At 56.2% G+C, this 15,286-nt stretch carries 14 protein-coding genes and 1 riboswitch; of the genes, 9 read left to right on the top strand and 5 right to left on the bottom strand.

From position 1 onward, the window contains the following. Positions 1–6 precede the first annotated feature (6 nt). Complete coding sequence (gene leuD, locus KAJ71_RS01070) at positions 7–609, top strand: 3-isopropylmalate dehydratase small subunit (protein WP_248943987.1); 603 nt, start codon at positions 7–9, stop codon at positions 607–609. A gap of 43 nt (positions 610–652) precedes the next feature. On the opposite strand, the gene KAJ71_RS01065 is transcribed toward leuD, so the two are convergent. The 3 genes from KAJ71_RS01065 to sgrT all read right to left on the bottom strand — a co-directional run bounded on the left by KAJ71_RS01065 (position 653) and on the right by sgrT (position 3,777). After that, entirely contained in the window at positions 653–2,125 is a 1,473-nt protein-coding gene (locus KAJ71_RS01065; protein ID WP_248943986.1) for an anion permease, read from the bottom strand. 143 nt (positions 2,126–2,268) lie between these two features. Next, complete coding sequence (locus tag KAJ71_RS01060) at positions 2,269–3,456, bottom strand: sugar efflux transporter (protein WP_248943985.1); 1,188 nt, start codon at positions 3,454–3,456, stop codon at positions 2,269–2,271. 147 nt (positions 3,457–3,603) lie between these two features. Then, a complete protein-coding gene (gene sgrT / locus KAJ71_RS01055; RefSeq protein WP_248943984.1) occupies positions 3,604–3,777 on the bottom strand; it encodes a glucose uptake inhibitor SgrT in 174 nt (57 codons plus the stop codon). 92 nt (positions 3,778–3,869) lie between these two features. Here sgrT and sgrR point away from each other — a divergent pair, with 92 nt between their 5' ends. The 7 genes from sgrR to ilvN all read left to right on the top strand — a co-directional run bounded on the left by sgrR (position 3,870) and on the right by ilvN (position 11,427). After that, positions 3,870–5,531 carry an HTH-type transcriptional regulator SgrR gene (gene sgrR / locus KAJ71_RS01050; protein ID WP_248943983.1) on the top strand — a complete coding sequence of 554 codons (1,662 nt, stop codon included), beginning with the start codon at positions 3,870–3,872 and terminating at the stop codon, positions 5,529–5,531. 37 nt (positions 5,532–5,568) lie between these two features. After that, positions 5,569–5,686: riboswitch (TPP riboswitch) on the top strand. A gap of 176 nt (positions 5,687–5,862) precedes the next feature. After that, the gene (gene thiB, locus KAJ71_RS01045; RefSeq protein ID WP_248943982.1) at positions 5,863–6,849 is read left to right on the top strand and encodes a thiamine ABC transporter substrate binding subunit; all 987 of its coding nucleotides are present in this window, start codon (positions 5,863–5,865) and stop codon (positions 6,847–6,849) included. After that, a complete protein-coding gene (gene thiP, locus KAJ71_RS01040; protein WP_248943981.1) occupies positions 6,825–8,432 on the top strand; it encodes a thiamine/thiamine pyrophosphate ABC transporter permease ThiP in 1,608 nt (535 codons plus the stop codon). The genes thiB and thiP overlap by 25 nt, the downstream gene beginning before the upstream one ends. Further along, entirely contained in the window at positions 8,419–9,123 is a 705-nt protein-coding gene (thiQ, locus tag KAJ71_RS01035) for a thiamine ABC transporter ATP-binding protein ThiQ (RefSeq protein WP_248943980.1), read from the top strand. Before thiP ends, thiQ begins: the two co-directional genes overlap by 14 nt. An 88-nt stretch (positions 9,124–9,211) precedes the next feature. Continuing rightward, positions 9,212–9,325 carry an ilvB operon leader peptide IvbL gene (gene ivbL, locus KAJ71_RS01030; protein WP_193569011.1) on the top strand — a complete coding sequence of 38 codons (114 nt, stop codon included), beginning with the start codon at positions 9,212–9,214 and terminating at the stop codon, positions 9,323–9,325. A 110-nt stretch (positions 9,326–9,435) separates the two neighbouring features. Continuing rightward, entirely contained in the window at positions 9,436–11,130 is a 1,695-nt protein-coding gene (gene ilvB / locus KAJ71_RS01025; RefSeq protein ID WP_248943979.1) for an acetolactate synthase large subunit, read from the top strand. Positions 11,131–11,133: 3 nt separating this feature from the next. Next, complete coding sequence (gene ilvN / locus KAJ71_RS01020) at positions 11,134–11,427, top strand: acetolactate synthase small subunit (protein WP_021179286.1); 294 nt, start codon at positions 11,134–11,136, stop codon at positions 11,425–11,427. A gap of 65 nt (positions 11,428–11,492) precedes the next feature. On the opposite strand, the gene dinQ is transcribed toward ilvN, so the two are convergent. Continuing rightward, the gene (gene dinQ, locus KAJ71_RS01015; protein ID WP_248944154.1) at positions 11,493–11,573 is read right to left on the bottom strand and encodes a damage-inducible type I toxin DinQ; all 81 of its coding nucleotides are present in this window, start codon (positions 11,571–11,573) and stop codon (positions 11,493–11,495) included. 403 nt (positions 11,574–11,976) lie between these two features. Then, complete coding sequence (locus KAJ71_RS01010; protein WP_248943978.1) at positions 11,977–12,744, bottom strand: DedA family protein; 768 nt, start codon at positions 12,742–12,744, stop codon at positions 11,977–11,979. A gap of 170 nt (positions 12,745–12,914) precedes the next feature. Between KAJ71_RS01010 and KAJ71_RS01005 the strand changes: the two genes are divergently transcribed. Beyond that, on the top strand, positions 12,915–15,281 hold the full coding sequence (locus KAJ71_RS01005) for a DNA polymerase II (protein WP_248943977.1): 2,367 nt from the start codon (positions 12,915–12,917) through the stop codon (positions 15,279–15,281). The last annotated feature ends 5 nt before the right edge of the window (positions 15,282–15,286 follow it).

Raw genomic sequence — 15,286 nt, 5'->3', positions numbered from 1 at the left:
ACCAGCGTGGCTAAATTTACTCAACATACCGGCTTAGTGGTGCCTCTGGACGCGGCCAACGTCGATACCGATGCCATTATCCCAAAGCAGTTTTTGCAGAAAGTGACCCGCACCGGTTTCGGCCAGCACCTGTTCAACGACTGGCGCTTCCTAGACGATGCGGGTCAACAGCCCAATCCTGAGTTTGTGCTGAACCTTCCGCGCTATAAAGGGGCGAGCATCCTGTTAGCCCGGGAAAACTTTGGCTGTGGTTCATCCCGTGAACACGCACCATGGGCATTAACTGATTACGGCTTCAAGGTGGTGATTGCACCAAGCTTTGCGGATATCTTCTATGGTAACTCGTTCAACAACCAGCTGCTGCCGGTCGCGCTGAGCGAGCAGGATGTGGATACGCTGTTTAAGTTGGTGGCAGAGCACGAAGGCACGGAGTTTGTGGTCGATCTGGAAAACCAGACGGTGAATGCCGGGGGCAACAGCTACCCGTTTGAGATCGACAGCTTCCGCCGCCACTGCATGATTAACGGTTTGGACAGCATCGGCCTGACGTTACAGCACGAAGCGGAGATTTCCCGCTACGAGGCACAGCAACCGGCGTTTCTGAACTAAGCTTCAGCCTCACCCGCCGCCCGGCAGGTGAGGCTTTCATAAATCACCAATAGCCCAACCACTTCCACCACACTCCCCCGATCAACGCCCAAATCAGCAGGTTGACCACGCTCATGATAAAGCCGGTTTTCCACCATTCCCCCAAGGTGGCATAGCCCGATCCAAAGATAATCGGGGCGGTGCCGGTGCCATAATGGGTTAATGACATCATCAGGGAAGACGAGAAGGCCAGGATCAGGCCAAGCAGTGCCGGTGGCGCACCAAGGGCAATACCTGCGGCAAAGAACGCAGCGAACATGGCGGTCACGTGCGCGGTGGTACTGGCAAAGAAGTAATGCGAATAGAGATAGACAAGCGTTAACAGAATGGTTCCCCCGACCCAGCTCATCCCCATATGATCGATACCCGAACCTACCGTTTGTGACAGCCAGCCAATCAGACCCAGTTTGCCTAGGTAGGTCGCCATCATCACCAAGGCGGCAAACCAGACCACGGTATCCCAGGCGCCTTTGTGTTTCAGCACGTCGTCCCAACTCAGTACGCCAGTTGCCAGCAGGATCGCCAGGCCGATCACCGCAGCGGTCGTCGGGTTAACCGCGAGCGCAGGGCCAAAAATCATCGCCGGAACCCCGGCCCACAGCACCAGCAACAGGGCAAATACGCCCAGCGTGATTTTCTCTGGCAGGGTTGTCCGCCCCAGCGCTTGCAGTTTATCCTGTGCAAACAGTGGCGCATCCGGGGTGCTTTTAATTTCCGGCGGATACAGCCAATAAACCACCAGCGGCATGACGATCAGCGAACAGACCGCTGGTACCAGCGCCGCTATTGCCCACATTCCCCAAGTCAGTTCAAACTCGGAACCGGCACCTTTGGCGATCAGATTGACAATCAGTGGGTTAGGCGCAGTAGCGGTGATAAACATCGCCGAGGTGATCGGGTTGATATTGTAGTTAACCAGCGAGAGATAGCGGCCAATCTTACCGGAGGTATTCAGCTCGGGCTTGGAGCCAAAGCTGTCCGCTATTGATTTCATTATCGGGTGGATGATGCCGCCGCCACGGGCGGTATTGCTCGGCGTAACCGGGGCCAACACGGTTTCCGCCAAGGTTAACGCATAGGCGATCCCCAGCGTCTTTTTGCCAAACAGCGAGATAAAGTAGTAGCCAATGCGCGATCCCAGACCGGTTTTATTCAGGCTTAGGGAGATCATGATCGAAAAGCCGATCAGCCAGATAAGCTGGTTGGAGAAACCACTCAGCGCATCGTCCAATGCCGCCCCAGGCTTGCCTGGGTTGGTCACGCCGGTCACGGCCACCAGCGCAATAGCGATGATAGAAACGGCACCAATTGGCATAGCCTTACCAATGATGGCAACGATGGTCCCAATAAACAGCGCCAGCAAATGCCAGGCATTCGGAGCCACGCCTTCGGGAACAGGGATCACAAACCAGATCAGCAAAGCGGCGATAACGGCACAGAGGGAGGGAACAGGTTTGAGCGGCGTTAGTTTATCCATAACATACCCACATTCATCAACGGGATCGGCATCTTAATAGCAAGATGGATAAGAGCGCGAAGCTCACGCTCTGAGTCCGTTTATCTTAGTGAGACTGGAGCGGTTTTCTCAATGATGTGTATCAACTAACAGGGTGTTACAGCTCACACTTCGCGAACTTTGGCGCACATCCACAGTGCCAGGATGGCAAGCAGAGTAATCAGGTAGTAAACCGCATAGTGCCCGAAGTTTTCCACCAGCGCACCTTGCAGTACACCGGCCAGGATCACCCCGGTCGAAATGCTGTTGGTAAACATGGTGGTCGCGGCACCGGGCCGCCCCGGCATCAGATCCTGAAAATACAACATGCCGATCCCGGCAATAATGCCGATAAACACCGCATTGAACAGCTGCAATACCATCAGGGCCGACTGGAACTTGAACAGCACCAGTCCGGCATAAAACAGCACGCCTGCCGCCACTGCAAACAGCATCATATTACGTTTACCAAAGCGTTTGACGTAATAGCCCGCCAGCAGCATCGCCGGGATTTCCAACCCGGCGGCGGTGCCCATCAGCCAACCGGCCAGCCGTTCCGGCAAGTCCAGATCGGCGGTGATGTAGAGCGGCATATCGATGATATACATGGTGTTGCAGGTCCACATCAGCATCGAAGCCACAAACAACAGGCGCACATCGGGATCGCGCCAGGCGCTGATTGGCGCAATAGGCGGAGAATCTACGCTAATCTCAACGTTGGCACGGGGCACCGAAGGCAATATAAGCCACACCAGCAGCACGCTGACGGCAAAAATCACCGCCGCAATCATAAACATCACGGTAAAACCGTAGTTCAGCGCCAACATAAACGACAGCGGCGGGCCGATCACCCAGGCCAATGAAAGCTGGGCACGCATCACCGAACTGAACATCACTACTTCGCGTGCCGAGCTGTCCGCATATTCACGCGCCAGAGCAAAAATCTGCGGCATGGCGGTATTGGCAACTGCGGCCAGCAGTACGCCTGCGGTGATCAACGTCAGGTATTCACGGTTGAACGCAAACAGCAGGCTATTACCCACCGCCATGATACAGCACACCAGGATCAGCTTGCGCCGATCGCCACGAGTATCCGAGCGCTTGGCCAACAGGAAGCTGACGATAATCCCGGCGATGGCATTCACGGTATAGAACATACCCACCCACAGCGGGCGCACCTTCACTTCAGTGGTTAGGAACAGGCTCAGCGTGGGGGCTTGCAGTGCCCCGGCAATGCCGGTCAGGAAGGCAATCAGCAGGAAAGCGGCAAAAACGGGATTAAAACGGCGCGGCAACCAGCGTCTGAAACTCATACCTATATCCCTGACCAGAATTAAAGGAGGCTATGCTACAGAAGGAAAATTGCCGAAGGAAGCAAAGGCAGTAGATAAAAATGCCAGTGGGTTACCCCACTGGCTGGTGAAAAGCACCATTACTCAGAAACACTTTTGCGGTGAGCGTCAGATACGCTCACAGTATTGCTTGTCGCTCAGCGTTGCGATGTCCCACTGGGTCAAGTGGGACAGCATCTCCAGCCGCGCCTGTTCAGGAACCACCTTCAGCCAATCGGCCTGCTGGCGGTGGATCTCGGTGAAATAACGCTGATAAAACTGTTTAGCCAACAGAACCGTCATTTGTTATCCCTCAGCTAATTCAACTGCAATCATTATCAGCGTAATATGAGGAAAGATAAATTGACGACTTGATGCCGGAGAGTTCCTCTTTTATGTCCACCTCACGCCTGCAACAACAGTTCATACGCCTGTGGCAACGCTGCCACGGCCAAACCACCGAAACCACGCTGCAAGAGTTGGCAGAGGTACTCAGCTGTTCCCGTCGCCATGTTCGTTCGTTACTGGGTGCCATGCAGCACGAGGGCTGGCTGACCTGGCAGGCTGAATCCGGCCGGGGTAAACGTTCGCAGCTCAGCTTTCACTACACCGGATTGGCACTGCAACAACAACGCGCCGAGGAGCTGCTGGAACAGGATCGCATCGACCAATTGGTCCAGTTGGTCGGCGATAAAGACGTGGTACGCCAAATGCTGCTTTCCCAGCTGGGGCGCAGCTTCCGCCAGGGGAAACATATCCTGCGCGTACTTTACTATCGTCAGCTTTACAACCTGTTGCCCGGCTCGGCACTGCGCCGCTCAGAAACCCACCTGGCACGACAGATTTTCAACGGGCTGACGCGGGTAAACGAGGAAAATGGGGAACTTGATCCCGATCTTTCGCATCATTGGCAAGCAATCACCCCTTTACACTGGCGCTTTTATCTACGCCCCGCGATCCATTTTCACCATGGCCGCGAGCTGGAAATGGAAGATGTGATCCATTCGCTCAACCGCCTGATCCCACAGCCGCTATTTTCACATATCGACAGGATCGACTCGCCTACGCCCTATGTCATCGATGTGCATCTACACACGCCAGACTACTGGCTACCTTGGCTGCTGAGCAGCGTACATGCCATGATCCTGCCGCGCGAATGGCAGAGCCTGCCGGACTTTGCTCGCCATCCAATCGGCACCGGCCCCTATCGCGTGATACACAACAACCAAAGCCAGATGAAAATTCATGCCTTTGACGACTACTTTGGCTATCGCGCCCTGATCGATGAGGTCAACATTTGGGTATTACCGGAAATCACCGAAGAGCTGGCGCACTCCGGCGTCCAGTTGCAGGGGGATGATACCGGTAGGAACGAGCTGGAAAGCCGCCTCGAAGAAGGCTGTTATTTTCTGCTGTTCGACCAGCGTTCGGCACTGGCGGCCGATCCGGAAATCCGCAGTTGGCTAAGCGAACTGATCAACCCAATCGCGCTGCTGAGCCACGCCGGGCCGCTCTACCAGCGTTACTGGGCTCCGGCCTATGGCATTCTCCCGCGTTGGTTGCACAACCGTGTACTGGGGCAGCAACCCAAGCCTGCGAACTTAACCGAATTGACCCTGACCTTCTACAGCGAACACTCCGAGTTCAACGCGATCAAACAGGCCATCGCCTCTTTGCTGGCCGAGCAGGGCATCAAACTCAATGTGCAGGTGGTTGATTATGAAGCCTGGCATAAGGGCAAGGCACAAAGCGATCTGTGGTTAGGCAGCGCCAACTTCACCCTGCCGCTGGAGTTTTCGCTGTTTGCCACGCTGTATGAACTGCCGTTGATCCAACACTGCCTGACGGAGGATATCGCGCAGGATGCGGCTCTGTGGCGGGAAAATCGCCTGCCAATGGCCGAGTTTTGCCAACGTCTGGTCAGCAGCCATCAGTTGCATCCGTTATTCCACCACTGGCTGCAACTGCATGGTCAACGCAGCATGCGTGGGGTGCGGATGAATACCCTCGGCTGGTTCGATTTTAAATCTGCCTGGTTTGCGCCGCCGGAAGCATAATCGCCTTTCACCCGCGCCGCTAAGCCTCTACAATAGCGCCGACTCAACGGGGTGCGGAGAACGAACCAATTTTGGCCAACGGTTTTCCGCTGAGAGCACACCCGTCGAACCTGATCCGGTCAATACCGGCGGAGGGATTTGAGCATGGCGCTGCTTTGTTGCTTATCCCCAATAGATTTCAAGTCGCAGCTAGGCGGCAAGCGCCCTTATCCCCAGGAGCTTATATTGATAAGTGACTGAAGTAAGGGCGTGCAGTCAACAACGCTGCGGCTTGAAAGATGATGGGGAACGCCCTCAGATACCTTTGCCCCTTAATTATTAGGAGTGCAAAGTGGTCAAAAAATACCTGCCCTGTTTATTACTGCTAGCGGCGATGCCGGCCCTGGCCAAGCCAACGCTGACGGTCTACACCTACGACTCTTTCGCTGCCGACTGGGGCCCAGGCCCGGCGGTAAAAAAAGCCTTTGAGGCCGATTGTGACTGCGAATTGAAATTCGTGGCGCTGGAAGACGGTGTTTCGTTACTCAACCGCCTGAGAATGGAAGGCAAGAACAGCGCCGCCGACGTGGTTTTGGGCCTGGACAACAACCTGCTGCAAGCCGCGCAGCAAACCGATCTGTTCTCCGCCAGCCAAGTCGATACTAGCAAGCTCACGGTTCCCGGTGGTTGGCACAACCAGACCTTCGTTCCCTACGACTATGGCTACTTTGCTTTCGTCTACAACAAAGACAAACTGAAGAACCCGCCGACCAGCCTGAAAGAGTTGGTGAGCAGCGAGCGCCCCCTGAAGATCATCTATCAGGATCCACGCACCAGCACTCCTGGCCTTGGCCTGCTGCTTTGGATGCAGAAAGTATATGGCGACGAGGCACCGCTTGCCTGGCAACAGTTGGCGAAGAAAACCGTCACCGTTACCAAAGGCTGGAGTGAAGCCTACGGCCTGTTCCTGAAAGGGGAAGGCGACATGGTACTGAGCTACACCACCTCCCCCGCCTACCATCTGATCGAAGAGAAAAAAGACCTCTATGCGGCGACTAACTTCAGTGAAGGCCACTACCTGCAAATCGAAGTTGCTGGCAAGCTAAAGGCCAGCAAACAGCCAGAACTGGCTGAGCGCTTCATGCAGTTTATGGTCTCCCCGGCGTTCCAGAACACCATTCCAACCGGCAACTGGATGTACCCGGTGATCAAAACGCAGCTGCCCGCTGGTTTCGAACAGATAACCGTACCGCAAACGGCATTGCAATTCAGTGCCGAGGAAGTGGCACAACAGCGTGGTAACTGGATCAAAGCATGGCAAACCGCCGTCAGCCACTGATCCCCTACTGGTTATGGCCGGGGCTGATGGCCGCCGGGCTGATCCTGCTGATCGCGTTGGCAGCCATGGGTTCGCTGTGGCGCCATGCGCCTGAAAGCGATTGGCATGGCCTGTGGCAAGATAGCTACCTGTGGCACGTGGTGCGCTTTACCTTTTGGCAGGCGCTACTCTCCGCCGTGATCTCGGTGGTGCCTGCCATTTGGTTGGCCAGGGCGTTGTACCGGCGACGCTTCCCTGGCCGCAACCTGTTGCTGCGCCTGTGCGCCATGACGCTGGTGCTGCCGGTGCTGGTGGCGGTGTTTGGCATACTGAGCGTCTACGGCAGGCAAGGCTGGCTGGCAACGCTCTGTGGTTGGTTGGGCGTGAATTACAGCTTCTCGCCTTATGGCCTGCAAGGCATTTTGCTGGCGCATCTGTTCTTTAATATGCCGCTGGCCACCCGCCTGCTGCTACAGGCGCTGGAGAACATCCCCACCGAACAGCGTCAACTTGCTGCACAGTTGGGGATGAACGGTTGGCAGCAGTTCCGCTTTGTGGAATGGCCAGCGTTACGCCGCCAAATCCTCCCCAGCGGCGCCCTGGTGTTTATGCTGTGCTTTGCCAGCTTTGCAACCGTGCTGTCGTTGGGCGGCGGGCCGCAGGCCACCACCATAGAGCTGGCGATCTATCAGGCCTTGAGTTACGACTACGATCTCGGCCGCGCTGCGCTGCTGGCACTGATCCAACTAGGTTGCTGCCTGGGGCTGGTGGTGCTCAGCCAGCGTTTGAGCCAAGCGCTGCCGGTAGGCCATACCCGCGCCCAACGTTGGCGCGATCCGCAAGACAGCCTTGGGCGACGCTTCAGTGATACGCTGATCATTGCTGCCGCTCTACTATTGCTATTACCTCCGCTGTTAGCCGTTGTTGTCGACGGTGCCAATCAAACCCTGCTCACCGTGCTGCAACAGTCAATTCTGTGGCAAGCCCTGTTCACCTCACTGCGTATCGCAGTTGGTGCAGGCTTATTGTGCCTCATCTTGACTATGATGCTGTTGTGGAGCAGCCGTGAACTGAGGCTACGGCAACAGTCCGCCTGGGGCCAAACGCTGGAACTGAGCGGCATGGTGATCCTGGCGATGCCGGGTATTGTGCTGGCTACCGGTTTCTTTCTGTTGCTGAGCGATACCACTGGGCTACCGCAATCGCCTTATGCGCTGGTGATCCTCACCAATGCGTTGATGGCGGTGCCCTACGCGCTGAAAGTGCTGGAAAACCCGATGCGCGATCTGGCCGAGCGTTATAATCCGCTATGCTTATCGCTGGATATCCACGGCTGGCAGCGGCTGCGCTGGATAGAACTGAAAGCGCTGCAACGCCCACTGGCGCAAGCGCTGGCCTTTGCCTGCGTGCTGTCAATTGGCGATTTCGGCGTGGTGGCACTGTTCGGCAATGAACAGTTCCGTACCCTGCCTTTTTATCTCTATCAGCAGATTGGCGCATATCGCAGCAACGATGGGGCCGTGACTGCCCTACTGCTGCTGCTGCTCTGTTTCCTGCTGTTTACCCTGATTGAACGTTTACCGGGCCGCCATGCTGACGCTTGAAAAACTGACCTATCTGTACGAACACCTGCCGATGCGTTTTGACCTGCGCATTCAGCCGGGAGAACACGTCGCGGTACTGGGCCCTAGCGGTGCAGGCAAAAGTACCCTGCTCAGCCTGATCGCCGGTTTCCTGCCGGCGGCCAGCGGCAAACTGTGGCTGAACGGAAACGATCATACCACCTCACCGCCAGCCAAACGCCCGGTGTCGATGCTGTTTCAGGAGAACAACCTGTTTGCCCACCTGACAGTCAGGCAAAACATCGGCCTGGGGCTGGATCCTGGCCTGCGTTTAACCGCCGCACAGCAGGAACAGTTGACACAGATTGCCCAGCAGGTCGGGTTGGAAGAACATCTGCAGCGCTTGCCGTCACAGCTTTCCGGCGGGCAGCGGCAGCGGGCCGCATTGGCACGTTGCCTGATCCGCCAGCAGCCGATCCTGCTGCTCGACGAGCCTTTCTCTGCGCTCGATCCGGCACTGCGCAGTGAGATGCTGCAACTGCTGCAAAACGTCTGCGACCAGCGCCAACTCACACTGCTAATGGTTTCACACAATCTTGAGGATGCCGCCCGCATCGCGCCGCGTACCTTGCTGGTCGTGGATGGCCGGATCTATTACGACGGCCCGACGCAGGCATTGGTGAGCGGCAGCGCACCGGAGGCCAAGGTGCTGGGTATTCCGGTTAAACCGTGATCTACCACGCGTTTTTTATGCTGAACCAATAAACCTGTTGTGCGAATTTTGCACCTGTGGTTTTATAAAATTCTGTTTTTTACTACTGATGATAAGGCTCCCTGTGATCGCATCCTCGCTGACCTCGACCCTACTAACAACCGCGCTACCAGCCGCGGTGGTCGTCGTGCGTGTGGTGGTGGTCGTCGGCAACGCGCCGTAGGGTCCGAATCAACGCGATTCCCAAACCCCGCCGGCGCAAACCGGGCGGGGTTTCTTGTTTTAGTCCCCCTGCCCAGAAAAGCTAACCGGCCCAGAGAAAAGGATAGGCACATGGCAACTTCGGGCACGCCACACCAAGGCCAACGTATTACCGGCGCACAGCTGATCGTTCATCTGCTGGAGCGCCAGGGTATCACCACAATTGCAGGCATTCCCGGTGGCGCAGCGCTGCCGCTGTACGATGCTCTGAGCCAAAGCACCGTCATCCAGCACGTGCTGGCCCGCCACGAGCAAGGGGCCGGTTTTATGGCGCAGGGCATGGCACGTACCAACGGCAAGGCCGCGGTCTGCATCGCTTCCAGTGGCCCGGGAGCCACCAATCTGGTGACCGCCATTGCCGATGCCAAACTCGATTCGATCCCGCTGGTGTGCATCACCGGCCAGGTATCTTCTTCGATGATCGGCACAGATGCCTTCCAGGAGGTCGATACCTACGGTATTTCCATCCCGATAACCAAATACAACCATCTGGTACGCGATATCAGCGATCTGCCGCAGGTGATCTGCGACGCATTTCGCATTGCCGAATCCGGCCGCCCAGGCCCGGTGTGGATCGACATTCCGAAAGACGTGCAAACCGCCGAAATTGAGTGGGATTCGTTACCGCCAATGGCCGTACCAGACGCCCCACCGGCCTTTGATAGCAAGCAGGTCGAACAGGCCGCGGCCATGATCAATCAGGCCAAGCGTCCCATTCTGTATCTGGGCGGCGGCATTATCTGCGCAGAAGCCCATAAACCCGCGCTGGAAATGGCCGAGCGCTCCAACCTGCCAACCACCATGACGCTGATGGCGTTGGGTGCGATGCCGGTAGAACACCCGCTGTCATTGGGCATGTTGGGGATGCACGCCGCACGCAGCACCAACTTTATCCTGCAAGAAGCCGATCTGCTGATCGTGCTGGGCGCCCGCTTCGACGACCGGGCAATTGGTAAAACTGAGCAATTCTGCCCGAATGCCAAAATAATCCACGTGGACATCGACCGTGCCGAACTGGGCAAGGTTAAACAGGCCAATATTGCCATCCATGCCGACGTCGGCCAGGTGCTGCAACAGCTGTTACCGATGATCGAGGCACAACCGCGTACCGAATGGATGAACACCGTTAACGATCTGAAGCGTGAATTCCCGATCAACATGCCGAACGTGGCAGATCCATTAAGTCATTACGGGTTGGTTAAGGCCACGGCACGCTGCGTGGACGAAAGCGCCATTATCACCACCGATGTAGGCCAGCATCAGATGTGGGTAGCCCAGGCTTATCCGCTGAGCCGTCCGCGCCAGTGGCTGACTTCCGGCGGTTTGGGCACTATGGGCTTTGGTTTGCCTGCTGCGATTGGTGCTGCCTTGGCAGAGCCACAGCGTAAGGTCCTGTGTTTCTCCGGCGACGGCAGCCTGATGATGAATATTCAAGAGATGGCGACCGCCGTTGAGCACAATCTGGATGTGAAAATCATCCTGATGAACAACCAGGCCCTGGGGTTGGTACACCAGCAGCAGACGCTGTTCTATCAACAGCATATCTTTGCCGCCACCTATCCAAAGCGTACCGATTTCCTGAAGATTGCCGCCGGTTTTGGCCTGGACACCTGCGATTTGAATGCTGAGGCAGATCCACAGGCCGCGTTGCTGGCCGCGATCCAACGCCCTGGCCCTTGCCTGATCCACGCGCTGATCGATATCAACGAAAAAGTCTACCCAATGGTGCCACCGGGTGCCGCCAACATCGAAATGATTGGAGAATAAGCCATGCAATCACTACAAAAGAATCCACAGGTGATCCTGGAGTTGGCGGTACGGAACCATCCGGGCGTAATGACCCACGTTTGCGGCCTGTTTGCCCGCCGTGCCTTTAACGTGGAAGGTATTTTGTGTATGCCGCTGAAAGATGGGACCCAGAGCCGCATTTGGCTATTGGTGGCCGACGATCAGCGTCTGGTGCAGATGATCAGCCAGGTTGAAAAGCTGGAGGATGTATTACAGGTGAAACGCCATAACGAAGATATGCGGGTGTTTGAGCAGTTGGAGGCATTCTTCCAGTAAGCTTTCGCGGCTGAATGTTAAAGGCCGGGAGTGGTTAGCCCCCGGCCTTAGCTACGTTTCCGTTATCAGTTCAGTAACTGAAGCACATAACGGATCAGTTCCAGTAACGCGACCAGCGCCCCAAGAACGATGATTGCCTTATCGATATCAATCACCCGTTTTCTCCATAACATGGAGTGAGCCACCGCCGCTTACCCTTACATTGCCTGTCACAGCGCAGCACTCAGTTGTTAGATGAATGCGGCTTCACTCCGGCCAGAGCATCGGATAACGGCACCCCCCGTACACCCGACCAGGGCTTGAATATGTACATGCGCACACCGAAGTAAAGACAGCAACAGAGCTAAACCGCTGATTATATCTTAATCAGCCCAAGGCACGACATACTAGATATCCGATTTCTGAGCTTTTGACATTGGAGGGGATCAAAGATAAAATTAATCCTGTTAGATGAATGCGGCTTCAACCGGTCAGAGTTACCAGCTCTAGAGCGGGAAATAAAAAAAAACCGACCTCACCAGTCGGTTTTTTTGTGCCAAAATTTTAGCGTCAGCCCGCCAGCACTTTCCACAGCAGGTGTCGATATACCGGCATCAACGCCTGCTGATGCATATAATAGAAACACACCAGCGCCCCTACCCAGCTGGCAATACAGGCCAACCGCAGCCGCATCGGCGTTAGCCAGCGTGTAAGCTTATCGGCACTGCGCTTCCCTTCACGCCACCAGCGCCAACTCAGCCAAGCTGCCAGCCACAACAGTACCACCACGCCAAACAACAGCCATTTGAACAACGCGCTGTTGGCGCTGGCGGGAATATCGATGGCGACTCCCGCCAGAATGCCGGGAAAGAAATAGACCGGTGGCCAGGTCAGGCAACCGATGATATTCGGCAGGGCAAATTTGTAGGGAGGCAGATCGAGCATGCCAGCTACCATCGGCACCAGCGGGCGCGTCGGGCCAACAAAACGGCCGATCAAAATCGTAACGATACTGTGCTGATGCAGCGCATGCTCGGTTTTATCCAGCATCGCCTTGTTCTTTTTCAGGAACGACCAACGGTGCAGCGGCCCCTTGAAAGCCCGGCCGATAAAGTAGGAAATCCAATCTCCCAGCAGACAGCCGACAATGCCAGCCCCCCAGGCCATATAAAAGTCCACCTGTCCGCTGCCGATCAGTGCGCCAATGCTGGCCATCATCACCGTGCCCGGCAATAACAAACCGACCAACGCCAGCGACTCCAGGAACGCCACCAACATGACCACCACCAGGGTGAAAGCCAATGACTGGGTGATCAACTGCTGTAAATAGGCTTCCATTAAACCTCTGTTGGTAAGCTAAACGTATGGGTGAAGGATTGTCCGGCGCGGGCCAGGAGGAGTCAATCGTTGAATTGTATGTAGATTTAGCCAATCCGGCCAGTAATAGACAATCACTGTATAAAAACCCATACTATAAACATCTATAGATCATCGATGCTCAGGAACTAGTGACATCTCTACAGCAGGGTTTCTTACTCACTCGCCATTGGCGTGATACACCCGCCGGGACCGAAGTTGAGTTCTGGCTGGCAACCGATAGCGGGCCACAGCGGCTACGGCTGGCCCCACAGACCTCCGTGGCATTCATTCCCGCCGAACAGCGTCAGCGGGCAGAGTTGCTGCTGCGTGAAGAGCGTCATGTCGAGCTGAAACCCTTGCCGCTGCAGGATTTCCATTCCCGTCCGGTGATGGGCCTTTATTGCCGCCAGCATCGTCAGTTGATCAAGCTGGAAAAGCTGCTCAAAGAGGGCGGCGTCAACGTGTTTGAGGCCGATATCCGCCCGCCGGAACGCTATCTGATGGAGCGCTTTATCACCGCCCCGGTGTGGTTCAACGGCCAACCCGACGGTCATGGCCTGTGGCTCAACGGCCAGATGAAGCCAGCCCCAGACTACCGCCCCACTCTAAAGCTGGTATCACTGGATATCGAAACCACCGCCCATGGCGAGCTTTACTCCATCGCGCTGGAAGGCTGCGGCCAGCGCCAAGTGTATATGCTCGGCCCGGCCAACGGCGGCACTAAAGTGCTGGATTTCGATCTGGAGTACTGCAACAGCCGCCCACAATTGCTGGAACGCCTTAACCAATGGCTGGAGCAGCACGATCCCGATGCCATCATCGGCTGGAACCTGGTGCAGTTCGATTTGCGGGTGCTGCAGAAACACGCCGAACGTTATCAGATCCCCCTGCGTTTTGGCCGTGGCGGTAACCTGTTGGAATGGCGCGAGCACGGCTTTAAGCAAAACCACTTCTTCGCCTCGGCCTCCGGGCGATTGATTATCGACGGTATCGAGGCGCTGAAATCGGCCACCTGGAACTTCCCGTCCTTCAGCCTGGAATATGTGGCGCAAGCGCTGCTTGGGGAAGGGAAATCGCTCGACAACCCTTACCAGCGGATGGCAGAAATAGACCGCCGTTTTGCCGAAGATAAACCCGCTCTGGCCCGCTATAACCTAAAAGACTGCGAGCTGGTGACGCGCATTTTCGCCAAAACCGAACTGTTGACCTTCCTGCTCGAACGCGCCACCGTGACCGGCTTGGCGGCCGATCGCAGCGGCGGTTCAGTGGCGGCCTTCAACCATCTTTATATCCCGCGCATGCATCGTCAGGGCTATGTGGCCCCTAACCTTGGGGAGTTGCCGGAAGAGCACAGCCCCGGCGGCTTTGTGATGGATTCACAGCCTGGTCTGTATGATTCGGTGCTGGTACTGGATTACAAAAGCCTGTATCCGTCGATCATCCGCACCTTCCTGATCGATCCCGTCGGGCTGGTAGAAGGCATGCAGCACCCGGATGATGAAAACTCGGTGCCAGGTTTTCGCCAGGCTCGCTTCTCCCGCAGCAAACACTGCCTTCCAGAGATCGTTCGCCAGATCTGGCAGGGGCGCGAAGCAGCCAAACGCCACAACAATAAACCGCTGTCGCAGGCGCTCAAGATCATCATGAATGCGTTCTACGGCGTGCTGGGATCGAGCGGCTGTCGCTTCTTCGATCCCAGGCTGGCCTCGTCGATCACCCTGCGCGGCCACGAGATCATGCGCCAGACGCGGGAGTTGATCGAAGCTAAAGGTTACCAGGTGATCTACGGCGATACGGACTCGACCTTTGTCTGGCTGAAAAAGGCCCACAGTGAACAGCAGGCCGCCGAGATTGGCCGCGAACTGCTCGATCACGTCAATCAATGGTGGCAGCAGCACCTGCAACAGCAATATGGGCTGGAAAATGCGCTGGAGCTGGAGTTTGAAACCCACTATTCCCGCTTTTTAATGCCCACCATCCGCGGTGCCGAACAGGGCAGCAAAAAACGCTACGCCGGGTTGATCAGCAAACCGGACGGCAGTGAAGAGATGGTATATAAAGGGTTGGAAACGGTGCGTACCGACTGGACCCCGTTAGCGCAGCAGTTTCAGCAACAACTCTATCAACGCATCTTCAAGCGCCAGCCCTACCAGGACTTTGTGCGCGATTACGTGGCCAAAACGCTGAGCGGCGAATTTGACGACCGGCTGGTGTACCGTAAACGCCTACGTCGCAAGCTGGACGACTATCAACGCAATGTTCCCCCCCACGCCCGTGCAGCCCGGCTGGCCGATGACTATAATCGTCAACAGGGGCGGCCACTGCAATATCAGAACGGTGGCTGGATCAGCTATGTAATGACGCTAGCCGGGCCAGAGCCGCTGGAAACCCGGCAATCCGCGATCGATTACGATCATTATCTCGAACGCCAGCTGCAACCGGTGGCAGACGCTATACTTCCCTTCCTGTACGACGATTTTTCGGCGTTGGTAACCAGGCAGATTGGCCTGTTCTGAGCGGT

Source organism: Serratia silvae, from assembly GCF_023282985.1.
GTDB lineage: Bacteria > Pseudomonadota > Gammaproteobacteria > Enterobacterales > Enterobacteriaceae > Chania > Chania silvae.
Note: the sequence above shows the minus strand (reverse complement) of the source record. Positions and strands in the feature narration are given on the sequence as shown.

Bases quoted from the DNA above. Each gene is read 5' to 3' on its own strand.
- KAJ71_RS01065 (WP_248943986.1), bottom strand. From the start codon at position 2,125: ATGGATAAACTAACGCCGCTCAAACCTGTTCCCTCCCTCTGTGCCGTT.
- KAJ71_RS01060 (WP_248943985.1), bottom strand. From the start codon at position 3,456: ATGAGTTTCAGACGCTGGTTGCCGCGCCGTTTTAATCCCGTTTTTGCC.
- sgrT (WP_248943984.1), bottom strand. From the start codon at position 3,777: ATGACGGTTCTGTTGGCTAAACAGTTTTATCAGCGTTATTTCACCGAG.
- sgrR (WP_248943983.1), top strand. From the start codon at position 3,870: ATGTCCACCTCACGCCTGCAACAACAGTTCATACGCCTGTGGCAACGC.
- thiP (WP_248943981.1), top strand. From the start codon at position 6,825: ATGGCAAACCGCCGTCAGCCACTGATCCCCTACTGGTTATGGCCGGGG.
- thiQ (WP_248943980.1), top strand. From the start codon at position 8,419: ATGCTGACGCTTGAAAAACTGACCTATCTGTACGAACACCTGCCGATG.
- ivbL (WP_193569011.1), top strand. From the start codon at position 9,212: ATGATAAGGCTCCCTGTGATCGCATCCTCGCTGACCTCGACCCTACTA.
- ilvB (WP_248943979.1), top strand. From the start codon at position 9,436: ATGGCAACTTCGGGCACGCCACACCAAGGCCAACGTATTACCGGCGCA.
- ilvN (WP_021179286.1), top strand. From the start codon at position 11,134: ATGCAATCACTACAAAAGAATCCACAGGTGATCCTGGAGTTGGCGGTA.
- KAJ71_RS01010 (WP_248943978.1), bottom strand. From the start codon at position 12,744: ATGGAAGCCTATTTACAGCAGTTGATCACCCAGTCATTGGCTTTCACC.